This is a genomic window from Priestia sp. 3CA3 (assembly GCF_056836725.1).
This window is the reverse complement of sequence record NZ_JBXENJ010000001.1, coordinates 137,622-150,210: the sequence shown is the minus strand read 5'-3', so window position 1 is coordinate 150,210 and position 12,589 is coordinate 137,622. Positions and strand designations below refer to the sequence as shown.

Genomic DNA, 12,589 nt, shown 5'->3' with positions numbered 1-12,589 from the left:
TACCTGCTTTTTATTCTTTATGCTTTTGTTTTAGCTCTTGATCTAACTGCTTGAGCTCTTCTTGTAGCTTTCGTTTTTCTTCTTCAAATCCATCCACTTCTTTTGAAGGCTGCTTTTTCTCTTCTTTTTCTTCATCACTCAACCACTCTGGCACCATTTCTTTACGCACAATTTTTCGTCCGGCCGTTTTTTTATTTTGCTTTGCCTCGGTCCAGTTCTGATATTCTTTCTGTTCATTTTTAGCTAAATTCATGGCATCTTGAACAGTTTGTACCTTTTTGCGTGCCCAGTGTCCAGCAATTTTCTCTACATAGCTCTTAGATAATTTCATATCGGACCTTAGCATAACATAGTAAATCAGAACATTTACTACCCCTGGTGAAAGCTTTTGATTAAACATCACTTCTTCAATCATTTGCAAATCTGCTTTTGATGGCTCTGCCCCCCCTGAAAACTCGATCAATAGCTGTCGAGGAGAGGTGACTTCTAGCTGTTGAATGAGCTGCTCTTCCTTAGTCTGAGGCTGCTTTTCCTGCATGGTACGAAGCATAGGAGGCTGAATTTGTTCGCTTAGATTGGGAAGTGCTTCTCCATTTTCAAATTGGTAAAAGGACTGTGCTGCTTTTCTAAGCAATTCAATATCAACTTGATCATTCTCATTTAGCGAATCGAGCACTACATTTTTCATTTGAAGAGGATCAATGCCATATAAAAAAGCTAACTTTTCAATCGCTTGTTTTACTTTAGATGTAATGGACCTTTTCGAAATCATTGAATCTGTTAGGCCTGCTAAAAATAAATCAAAATCAAAGGAATCCGGGCTCATCTCAATAGAAGCACGGTTTGAAGAATCTATAAAGTCCGTTTGAGCATCAGGAGAAAATACATCCTTGCTTTCAGACTGAAAACTTGGAGCCAGCTCCGTTGCTTTAACTGATTTAAATACATCGTTAAATGAATGCGTCACATCTTTGAACGATTGATCATCCACGAGTGAATCCGAAAAATAATTTTTTATTTTTTGAAAGATGGATTTTCCTAGTCGGTTATATAAATATACATTTAACACGCCATCGTTAAAGAACTGATGGGGCGTAAGAGGAGGAATGAGCTCATAAATGAACACACGAACATCATCTTCTTCCTTAATATATGTTTTTAACAAACCAATACCTTCTAATTTTAACCGCTCATGGTAAATAGCTTTCAAATTAATTTGCATCATTGACATTAGGTGATGATGCGTAGACTCTTTTCCCCATAAACGATCTTGTTCCAGCTCGCTCCATAGCGTCATATACAAACCAAAACACGTCGTACCCACCAACGGCTGATAGAGCATTGTTAAAATCTTTCGGTCGTATTCCTGCAGTATGCCGCTCGAACGAACAACATAACGATCGACCGGTATCATTTCTTTCCAATGTTGTTCTTTCATGTCGTTCCCTACCTACTTTTAAAGTAATAGAAATGACAAAAAAAGAGCCTAAAGAATACTTCAATAGCTCTTTTACAGTCGTTCCTTCTTAATTAAATCTTTTAATTCATCAATAAATACATTGATGTCTTTAAATTGTCGGTATACCGAAGCAAATCGAACATAAGAGACTTCATCGATAGCAGCTAATCGCTCCATCACCATTTCTCCTACCACATCTGACTGCACCTCTGATGTACCCTGACTGCGCAGCTCTGTTTCAATATCGTGTACGGTATCTTCCAGTTGTTTTAAGCTTACTTGGCGTTTTTCACACGCCTTAATTAACCCTCGAAGGATTTTGTCTTTGCTGAACTCTTCTCTCGCTCCATCTTTTTTTACAACAATTAACGGAAGTTCTTCTACTTTCTCAAAAGTTGTAAAACGATAGTGACACTCTTCGCATTCACGTCTTCTACGAATAGAGCGGCCTTCTTCTACAGGGCGCGAGTCCAGCACTCTCGTTCCATTGTAATGACAGGATGGGCACTTCATATTCTCAGCTCCAATAATAAACCTTGTTTTTCTTTTTATTTTCTCTCATATAAGTTAATTTTCATCTATGTTAGCCGGCTATTCGCCATTTATTATGATTGTCATCATCATTTCCTTTATCAAACACGATGCTATATTAAAGGATTTACTTTATTCCATCTTATAGAAAACAAGGCTTGAATACAAGTAAAGGAAAAGGAATTTCCCCATTTTATTTCCTGAAATTCAAAAATGATAAGGAATTTACGAAGAAAGAGGAATAAGTTTTTGATCAAAGCTTTTATAAAGCGTACGTACAAGTTCTTTGCTAAAACCAAAATCAACTGGCACCACTTTTGACTCTGTTGTAGCAGAAAAATCGATAGCGGTTTCAAGAGGACGTACGCTAATAATGGTAATCACAACAAAAGCTTTTCTTCCTTTTACAACGTTTAAGCTAATTTCTCCTCGCTCTTCATACGCAGCAAGTATCTCTATCCCTTGCATATGCTTCAACATTTCATGAACTTGCTTAAATGCATTCCCAGCCGTTGTTTTGTAATAATGCGTTTTTAGAGTCGGATCTGAATGACGATCGCTTGTTTCTACATGATTAGAAAATAAAGATTTAACTACTTGTACTACCCCCATGTTGTTATCCCCTTTGTTTTTGCATATTAAAAATTTATATACTAAAAAGAGGTGTGTAATACACCTCTTAACTTACGTAATCAATCGACACTATTAAAGTGCATTCGCTTTAGTTTGTTTTACCTGAACAGGACCCATTCCACGTGGTAATTCAATTGTTTCACGTGTCTGTGCACTTAGAGCATCTGCAATATAATCTGCTGCGATTGTAGGATCTAAATGACCACAAGTATAAACATCGATACTTGCATAACCATGCTCTGGGAAGCTGTGAATCGTTAAATGTGATTCTGAAATAATAACAACGCCACTTACACCTTGAGGTGCAAATTTATGGAACGCTACTTCGCGAACTTCCGCACCAGATTTTAAAGCTGCATCAACAAACGTTTTTTCAATATAATCAATATCATTTAACTTATCGAAATCGCATCCCCATAATTCTGAGATGACATGACGACCCATTGTTTCCATAATGATATTTCCCCCTTTAACAATTTTTAATCGTTAAACATGAAGTTCTTTCGCCATATAGCATGTTAACTACCACGGGGGAAAGTTAGTCCAAAGAGGTCCTAACCCTTTAAGTAGCCACATCACCGAAAGGTACACAAGAAGTTCACGAAACATAGTATACTTTGTTTACATTTATTTTGCAATACGTGTTTTGATTTTATTAAAGATTGTTCCCGCAGATAGACCTATATAAATTACCCCTGTATTCTCGTGAGACAGTGTGTAAAAGCTGCTAAACGACTATTCATTTTTTTATTAAAATTGACGAAAAGAAACACTCCTTTGCATGATTATCTTATTGCTTTTCCCTATTCTTTTGAATAAAAACAAAAAAACAGGGCGATAGCTCCCTGTTTTTTTAAAAAAGCAATCTATAGCTTTCTTAGCTTACTCTTATCTTTGATCCATTACGCATTTCTGCAGCAATATATCTTACCAAATCGACTACGCGCTGAGAGTAGCCCCACTCGTTATCGTACCAAGCTAACACTTTAATTTTATGATCTTCCATTACGATAGTCGATAGTCCATCTACAATCGCTGAATGAGGATTTGTATTAAAGTCAATTGATACGAGTGGTTCCATTGTTAAATTTAAAATATTCTTTAATGGTCCTTCAGCAGCTTTAATGAACGCTAGATTAACATCTTCCATCGTCACAGGTTTCCTTACATCCACAACTAAATCGACAAGCGATACGTTCGGCGTAGGAACGCGCAGTGCCATTCCATGAAGCTTTCCTTTTAAATGAGGAAGAACTAATGAAAGCGCCTTGGCTGCTCCAGTTGTTGTAGGAATAATTGATTGAGCACACGCACGGGCTCTTCGCAAGTCTTTATGCGGGTTATCAATATTCTTTTGATCATTTGTATATGCGTGAACGGTCGTCATTAAACCGTTTTCAATTGTGAACGCTTCGTCTAACACCTTGACAACTGGAGCTAGACAATTTGTCGTACAAGAGGCATTAGAGATAATGTTATGCTGATTCACATCAAACTCTCGTTCGTTTACGCCCATCACAATAGTAATATCTTCTTGTTTACCCGGTGCCGTTAAGACAACTTTTTTAGCACCTGCTTCAATATGTAACTGCGCTTTTTCTCTTGAATTAAATTTCCCTGTTGCTTCAACAACTAAATCAATCCCAAGCTCTTTCCAAGGCAAATTCAGCGGATCGCGTGAATTTAATAGCTGGATTCTTTTACCGTTAACAATTAGCGCATCATCATCACATTTAACATCTCCATTAAATGGTCCGTGTATAGAGTCATATTTGATTAAATGTACTAATGTTTCTGCTGGATAAGATGCATTTATAGCAATAATATCTAAATTCTCCTCTATAATCGCTGTGCGAAAAACCATTCTTCCTATTCTCCCAAAACCATTAATGGCAATACGTGCTTTCATGGCTATACCCCTCTCTATATGTGTTATACTATTTAACTTTTTATATTGAATAGTATAACATAAATATTTAAAAAGTGAATAATATTAATTTTTTTTAATAAATTATTTTAATTAAGTTTTACTATATGTATATAGCGAGAACAGATATTTAACACATTCTTTTTTAGAAGCTCGTAAATATTCTCAATAAAAAAATCCGAACGAGCTTGATTCTACCTCAAGAATCAAGCTCGTTCGGATTTCCCTTCAGCTAACATACGTTTATCTCAGCCTCTTTAATCTAGCCATAGGGCTAATATACTTAAAAGCTGTTGTTTTGTTTCCTCTACAGGTCCGTTGTTATTGATCACCGCATCGGCTAAGGCTACTTTTTGAATCAAAGGCAGCTGTGCGTGGATACGTGCATAGGCATCTTTCGTCGAGAGATCATTACGAGATTTTAACCTTTCTAGCTGCACAGGCTCATCGACATATACAACCACTACTTTATCGACTAAATGCGTCAAATCACTTTCAAACAGCAGCGGAATATCTAATACCACAGCATCGTATCCTTCCTCGATATACCTTTCCTTTTGAGAAAGCATTTCTTTTCTTACCGCAGGGTGTACAATTGCATTCAACTTTTTACGTTCTTCCTCTTGAGAAAACACAATTCCCCCTAAAGCCGCTCGATTGATCTCCGCATTTTCGTGAAGAATGGCACGGCCGAACGTCTCTACAATTTGGTTATATGCTTCTTTTCCTGGTTCGACGACTTCTTTTGCAATGTGGTCAGCATCGATTACTGGAATATTAATATCTCTCAGCATTCCGGTTACCGTACTTTTTCCACTAGCAATTCCGCCCGTTAATCCAATTACAATTGACATTGGCCTCTCCTTTATCGCTTTATTTAAAATCTAAAAATACCTAAAATAATAAGCAGAACTCCCGGTAAAAAGGAAAACATTTTCATCCATGATAAACGTGAAAAAACTTTGCCAAACTGTATGCCAGCACTTAAAAAAAGTGAACTCATAAGAGCTACAGCAATTGCTAAAGCATACGGCGAATAACCTAATAAAGCTGCTCCAAACCCTGCTCCAAATGCATCAAGAGATAATGCAATTCCAAGTATAAATGCTTCAATCCCAGTGATGGAACCTGAATTATCTAAATCTGCTGCCGTTGGTTTTTTCAATACGTTAATGACTAAGCCAATTGACTTAATTTCAATTTTCACTAATGTTTTTTCTTCTTTCACTCGAGATGAATCTGCCGGACAAAAAAACTGGTATAAAATCCACATTCCAAGTAGAACAAGAATACCTCCGCCTACTTTATTTAGTACATCCACTGAAAATAGATGCGTAAGTACCTTTCCTAAAAACATAGAAAACATTAAAGAAAATGCTGAGCAACATGAAATAATAAAAATGGATTTCAGCGGGATTTTCACCTTTCGAAGTCCGTATGTCAGGCCAACGCTAAAGCTGTCAAGACTTACGGCAAAAGCAAGAATAAGTAAAGAAAATGTTATCATGATGAGAGGACTCCTTTCCTTTCTGTCTATACGTAGTATATGAAAGGAGCCCATCCATTGTTATTTTTTAGCCGGCTGACAATTTGGGCAGATATGTGTTCCTCTACCGCCTACAACAAATTTTTCAATTGGGGTACCGCAAATTTTACAGGATTCGCCTTTTCTTCCGTACACGTAAAGCTGCTGCTGAAACATGCCTATTTGCCCCTGTGTGTTTACATACGTGCGAATTGTGCTGCCCCCTTGTTTCACCGCTTCTTGAAGGGTCGCTACAATTTCTTCGTACAATTTTTCATACTCTTCGTCTGTTAATTGGCTGGCCACTCGTTCAGGGTGAATCCCTGCGCGAAATAGTGCTTCATCTACATAAATATTCCCTAGCCCAACCACGACATTTTGATCGAGTAAAACCGGCTTGATTTTTCGAGAGGTTTTGCCGATTCGCATTTTTAACTGACTTGGATTAAATGTTTCGTCAAACGGTTCAGGTCCAAGGCCAATAAGAGGAGGAAACAGATCTTCCTCTCCCTTTTTAAATAAGTGCATGGTACCAAATTTCCTTACATCCCGGTATCGTAATTCTGTTCCGTCGGTGAAGTGAAAAAAGACGTGTACATGCTTATCTGGTTCGTCTGCATTTTCATGGAGAGCATATTTTCCTTCCATACGCAGATGAGAAACCATCGTATAATCATCGAGTACAATTTTCAAAAACTTACCTCTGCGTTCAACATCTCGAATGGTTTGTCCAACAAGCGCGTCACAAAACTGCTCAACTTGCTCAGGACGTTTGATAATATTAGGCCATTTAACGGTTACACGATCAATGGTCTTACCACTGGCTAATTCAATCAACGTACGTCTGACGGTCTCAACTTCTGGTAATTCTGGCACGTTTGTCACATCCTTTTTCCACTACTTTGCTTCGTACCAAGTCTTTCCGTAAGAATAATCTACTTTCAACGGAACTTCTAGCTCTAAAGCATGCTCCATTACTTCTGGTACGATTTTCTCTAAAATTTTAACTTCTTCTTCTGGGGCTTCAAAAATCAGCTCATCGTGTACTTGAAGCAGCAGCTTAGCCTGAAGATTTTCATCTTTTAAGCGCTTATCCATTTCAATCATTGCTTTTTTAATAATGTCAGCTGCTGTCCCTTGAATAGGCGTATTCATAGCTGTACGCTCAGCAAAGCTGCGGAGGTTAAAGTTTCGGCTCGTGATTTCAGGCAAGTAACGGCGGCGGTGCAAGAGCGTTGTTACGTATCCCTTTTCTTTTGCATCGCGCACAATCGTATCCATATACTCCTGTACACCCGGGAAGCTTTTTAAATAGCGTTCAATAAAAGTAGCCGCTGCTTTTCTTGTAATTCCTAAACTTTGCGATAAACCGTAATCACTGATGCCATAGACGATTCCAAAATTAACTGCTTTAGCCTGACGGCGCATATTCGACGTTACTTCTTCTCTTTCGACGTGGAACACATCCATCGCTGTTTTCGTATGAATATCTAAGTCATGCTTAAACGCATCAATTAGCTTTTCATCATTTGCAATATGAGCCAGTACGCGCAGCTCAATTTGTGAATAATCCGCCGCAAATATTAACCAATCAGGCTGTGAAGGCACGAACGCACCTCTTATTTTTTTACCTTCTTCAAGACGAATCGGGATGTTTTGCAAGTTAGGATCTACTGAGCTTAACCTTCCCGTTTGAGTTAACGTTTGATTAAAGCGGGTATGAACTTTTCCATCGCTTTCATGAATAACCTTTTTTAACCCTTCGATATACGTAGACTGTAATTTTCCTAGCTGACGGTATTGTAAAATCTCTGGGATAATATCATGGGCGCTAGCTAATTGCTCTAATACATCAGCTGATGTGGAATAGCCTGTTTTTGTTTTCTTTATGACTGGAAGCTGCATTTTTTCAAAAAGAACAACTCCTAGCTGCTTTGGTGAATTAATATTGAATTCTTGTCCAGCGTATTCGTAGATTTTCGCTTCAATTTTTTCAAGCTGTTCTCGAAGATCTTCGCCCATTTCATCCAAACGCGCCCGATCAATTTTCACCCCTTGATATTCCATATCGGCAAGGACAATGGCAAGAGGCATTTCAAGCTTTTCAAACAGCTCAAACTGTTCATTTTCAACCAATTCTTTTTCCAACACTTCTTTTAAATAAGCTACGGCGGCTGCTTTTCTTATAACATGCTCAGCTAGCTGAGCAGCTTCCGCAATGCTTCGCTTAGCTCCTTTTCCATACACAGCTTCATCTGATTGCACTTGATGATATCCTTTTAATTTTGCAATTGTCGCTAGGTCATCATTTGCTTCAGCGGGATTTAAGATGTAAGAAGCAATCATTACATCATGTTCAATTCCTTTAATTTCACGCCCCGCCCATTTTAACGATACAATCGTACGTTTTCCATTAAACACCGTCTTTTTTACATCTTCATCTTCTAGCCATGCTGTAAACTTGGAAGATGAAAGAGCTGTGTCTTTATCAATAAAATAGTGGCCGTTTTTGTTGCTGATTCCAAAACCGAGCAGCTGATTGTGATGATAGTTTTCTTCATAACCTTCTACGATCAGAGCTGCTTCGCTTGTTAACATATCATCGTGAACTTCCTGCACTATTTCAAACGTCAGTTCTTCAAAATCTGCTTCCTCTTCTGCTGATTCACCAAATTTAGCAAGCAGAGAATTAAACCCAAGCTCTTTAAATAAAGAGATGACCTTTGAAGATTCAAACCCGTCATATTTCGCATCTTCTACAGATACTTCAAGAGGCGCTTCGCAATAAATAGTTGCAAGCTTTTTACTCATGATGGCTGATTCACGATTATCTTCTAGCTTTTCTTTTAATTTTTTACCGCTGACTTGATCGATAGATTGCAATACATTTTCAACGGTTTCAAACTCTTTTAATAGCTTTAAGGCTGTTTTTTCTCCAACTCCAGGCACACCTGGGATATTATCTGAGCTGTCTCCCATAAGACCCTTCATATCAATGATTTGCGCAGCCGTGATTCCATATTTTTCATCAATGGCTGCAGGCGTATAGGAATCCACATCCGTAATTCCTTTTCTCGTAATATCTACGGTTACATGCTCTGACACAAGCTGAAGTAAATCTTTATCACCGGAAATGACTTTCACGGCCATTCCTTTTTGTTCTGCTTGTTTTGAAAGTGTACCGATAATATCATCTGCTTCGTACTCAGGCAGTTCATAGCGCTTAATTCCATATGCATCTAATAACTCACGAATAAAGGGAAACTGCTCTGAAAGTTCAGGAGGCGTCTTTTGTCTGCCTCCTTTATATTCTGTAAATGTTTTGTGACGAAACGTTGTTTTCCCTGCATCAAAAGCCACCAGTAAATGCGTTGGCTTCTCTTCCTCTAAAATACGTGTCAGCATTGTAGTAAAGCCGTATATGGCATTTGTATGTATTCCTTTATCATTGTTTAAAAGCGGCAAAGCAAAAAATGCACGGTAGGCAATACTATTCCCGTCAATTAATACTAGTTTTTGTGTCATTCATGTTCCTCCATTTCGCTCTCTTCTTATCTTACCTTTATTTTAGCAAACAATAAGCTTTAAGAACAAAAAGTACTCTTGAATTCAACGTTTTATTTTCATATGGTGATAAGATCTATACATCATAAAATAAAAAACACCGCCTGGTTATTTTAGGCGGTGTAGCATGTGAATGGATAGAAATTGTCAAAAAGAATCGGCGAAAATAGCACGGTTAAAGCTATTTTCGCCTTACATATTGGCTCCTTGGATGAAGGGGTTTCCATGAAAAATTGTATCAATTAATTATTAAGCTACATTAAATAAATTGTAAAAGGAACGTAAACATTTTACATCTGCGGCAAATACTTGTGCAGCTTCACCGAAAAAGTTGTCCCTTTATTGACTTCACTTTTCACTTCAATTTCTCCTTTATGAGCTTCAACAAGATGTTTAACAATTGCTAATCCAAGACCTGTACCTCCGGAATTGCGGCTTCTTGCTTTATCTACTCTGTAAAAACGCTCAAAAATACGTGAAATTTCATCAGAATCAATACCGATACCTGTATCTTGAACATGAACCGTAATCGTTTCTTCTTCCTCTTCAAGCGAAACATGAACGGTTCCTCCAGGCATTGTATACATGAGCGCATTGCCAATTAAGTTAACGAACACTTGCATAAGGCGCTGACTGTCACCATCAATCCACGCTTCTTCAGGAAGCGTATCTAACGTTAGAGTGATTTCTTTTTCATTCGCTCGGTTCGATAACACTGTTATGACCTCATAGAGAAGGGTATTCAAATCTACTGAATGAATGCTTAGTTTAAAACCTTGCTGTTCAACTTTAGATAAATCCAAAAGATCTTGAATCAAGCTCTCCATGCGCTGGCTTTCCGTTAGAATAATAGATAGAAACTGCTCTCGCAGCTTTGGATCTTCCATGGCACCGTCTAACAATGTCTCACTAAACCCTTTAATGGACGTAATAGGCGTTTTTAGTTCATGAGACACATTCGCTACAAAGTCACGGCGCACTTGTTCTAGTTTTTTCAGCTCGGTAATATCATGGAAAACAAGCACAATGCCTTTCCATTCATCGTTTAAGCCAATAATCGGCGCTCCGTAAACATCAAAATATCTTCGTTCAATATTTAAAGGCAAAACGACTTGTTTTCGAACCTTTACTTCGGTCATAAATATTTTTTCCACAAGTTTAATGATTTCTTTGTGCTCAAATACCTCATAATACAAGTGATAAAGGAAGTCGTCCGGATGTATATGAAACTGCTCTTTATAAGCTCGGTTCACTAAGTTTATATAGCCTCGACTATCGATAAGAAGCATACCGCTTCCCATATTTTCAATTAGCGTGCGCAGCCTGTCCTGCTGCATTTCTTGATTAGTGATAGACTCTTGCAGATTACGAGCAAGTGCGTTAATAGACTGACTCAGCATCCCTGTTTCATCTACATAATCTTCATATGTACGAGCTTTATAATTCCCTTTTGCAAGTTCCATAGCCACCTTGGTTGCCGATTCAATAGGACGGGTATAGCGCCCCATAATCTTTACACCTAAGAGTAAAATCACAATCAAAGCTAGACCTAAGCTTCCAATAAGAAGCCCCCAGATTTGCTGATTTACTTGTTTTAATGAATCAAACGATGTACTCAAAACAACAAATCCCTCTTGCTTACCTTCTATAATAAGCGGGATACCATAGTAATATAAGTCGTAATCTTCTTTAATTTGATCAAAGCTTTTTTTGCTGTTTAACTGCTTTTTTAATACTTGTTGGATTACAATACTTTTTTCGATTCTTTGCTGCTTGCTACCTGGATTTGAGTCAACTAATATTTTTCCATCTTTTTGAACGACAGTCGTTCGTACACTTAGCGAATGACTGATTTGATCAACTTTAGATTTTAAAGCAGGACTTGTGATGCCTTCTTCACTAATGTACATTTCCACAAGCTTTGCTTCTTTTTCCATTCGCTCTTGAAACGTTTGAAAATAAAAGTTTTTAAACAACTGCCCCAGCAGCAGGCCAAGACCTACTAATACAATAATAATAAGTACTAATAGAGCCAAAAGTAGCCTTGAACGAAATTTATTCATCTACCTTTGGTTCCTCCAGCTTATATCCTAATCCTCTAATCGTTTTTATATAAACCGGTTTTCGCGTATTATGTTCAATTTTCTCACGCAGATGGCTGATGTGCACATCTACAATTCGCGTATCTCCGGCAAAATCATAATTCCACACTGCACTCAGCAGCTGATCACGAGTTAATACCCGTCCTTTGTATTTTGCCAAATATAATAATAACTCGAATTCTTTCGGAGTAAGCTCAAGCTGCTCTTGATTAAAGTAGGCCTCATAATGATCTGGAAGAATTTTTAAATCACCAATCATGATGCGTTCGCCATCTTCCTCCTGTTCATTTTCCTGAGCAATAATTTGTGTTCTGCGTAAAATGGCTTTTACACGGGCTACTACTTCTCGAGGACTAAATGGTTTCGTCATGTAGTCATCTGCGCCAAGTTCTAGCCCTAATACCTTGTCAAACTCATCGTCTTTTGCAGTTAACATTAAAATAGGCGTCATCACTTTTTGCTGACGAAGCTTTTTACAAACTTCAATTCCATCCATTTTAGGAAGCATCAAGTCTAACACAATTAAATCAGGTTTTCCTTCTAATGCCTTGTTGTATCCTTCTTCCCCGTCTTCAGCTGTTTCTACTGTAAAGCCAGCTTGTTGTAAATTATATTGTAATAATGTTGAAATTGATTGTTCATCATCTACGACTAATAATTTCTTACTCATATTAACGATATAAGCCTCCATCTAGTTAAATTAAACCGCAGCTTCACCCAAATGATATTATTTTCTATTTATCTTCTCTTATCATACAATGTTTTAGCCTCGTTCTCCAATACATTTCAACATTTTCAGAAAATATGGCTAAAGAGCTTCTTCTATATTTATCAATATTTAGGGCGTT

11 protein-coding genes are annotated in these 12,589 nt (G+C 37.7%); all 11 read right to left on the bottom strand.

The window, feature by feature from the left end:
- Positions 1-10 precede the first annotated feature (10 nt).
- A complete protein-coding gene (locus tag AC1VNJ_RS00730; protein ID WP_033579625.1) occupies positions 11-1,438 on the bottom strand; it encodes a replication initiation and membrane attachment family protein in 1,428 nt (475 codons plus the stop codon).
- Positions 1,439-1,510: 72 nt separating this feature from the next.
- The gene (gene nrdR / locus AC1VNJ_RS00725; RefSeq protein WP_013059432.1) at positions 1,511-1,972 is read right to left on the bottom strand and encodes a transcriptional regulator NrdR; all 462 of its coding nucleotides are present in this window, start codon (positions 1,970-1,972) and stop codon (positions 1,511-1,513) included.
- A 243-nt stretch (positions 1,973-2,215) separates the two neighbouring features.
- Positions 2,216-2,602 carry a hypothetical protein gene (locus tag AC1VNJ_RS00720; RefSeq protein WP_028411774.1) on the bottom strand — a complete coding sequence of 129 codons (387 nt, stop codon included), beginning with the start codon at positions 2,600-2,602 and terminating at the stop codon, positions 2,216-2,218.
- 93 nt (positions 2,603-2,695) lie between these two features.
- Positions 2,696-3,076: an adenosylmethionine decarboxylase gene (speD, locus tag AC1VNJ_RS00715; protein WP_013059434.1), complete on the bottom strand. Its 381-nt coding sequence runs from the start codon at positions 3,074-3,076 to the stop codon at positions 2,696-2,698.
- A 424-nt stretch (positions 3,077-3,500) separates the two neighbouring features.
- Entirely contained in the window at positions 3,501-4,532 is a 1,032-nt protein-coding gene (locus tag AC1VNJ_RS00710) for a glyceraldehyde-3-phosphate dehydrogenase (RefSeq protein WP_482640242.1), read from the bottom strand.
- A gap of 275 nt (positions 4,533-4,807) precedes the next feature.
- Positions 4,808-5,404, bottom strand: a complete 597-nt coding sequence (coaE, locus tag AC1VNJ_RS00705) for a dephospho-CoA kinase (RefSeq protein ID WP_033579624.1) — start codon at positions 5,402-5,404, stop codon at positions 4,808-4,810.
- A gap of 23 nt (positions 5,405-5,427) precedes the next feature.
- Positions 5,428-6,057 (bottom strand): sporulation membrane protein YtaF, encoded by a 630-nt coding sequence (gene ytaF / locus AC1VNJ_RS00700; protein ID WP_033579623.1) that lies wholly within the window; start codon positions 6,055-6,057, stop codon positions 5,428-5,430.
- Positions 6,058-6,117: 60 nt separating this feature from the next.
- The gene (gene mutM, locus AC1VNJ_RS00695; RefSeq protein WP_482640241.1) at positions 6,118-6,951 is read right to left on the bottom strand and encodes a DNA-formamidopyrimidine glycosylase; all 834 of its coding nucleotides are present in this window, start codon (positions 6,949-6,951) and stop codon (positions 6,118-6,120) included.
- Between the two features lie 21 nt (positions 6,952-6,972).
- Entirely contained in the window at positions 6,973-9,600 is a 2,628-nt protein-coding gene (polA, locus tag AC1VNJ_RS00690) for a DNA polymerase I (protein ID WP_482640240.1), read from the bottom strand.
- 329 nt (positions 9,601-9,929) lie between these two features.
- Positions 9,930-11,702: a two-component system histidine kinase PnpS gene (gene pnpS, locus AC1VNJ_RS00685; RefSeq protein ID WP_028411777.1), complete on the bottom strand. Its 1,773-nt coding sequence runs from the start codon at positions 11,700-11,702 to the stop codon at positions 9,930-9,932.
- Positions 11,695-12,411: a response regulator transcription factor gene (locus AC1VNJ_RS00680; RefSeq protein WP_013085192.1), complete on the bottom strand. Its 717-nt coding sequence runs from the start codon at positions 12,409-12,411 to the stop codon at positions 11,695-11,697. The genes pnpS and AC1VNJ_RS00680 overlap by 8 nt, the downstream gene beginning before the upstream one ends.
- Positions 12,412-12,589 lie beyond the last annotated feature (178 nt).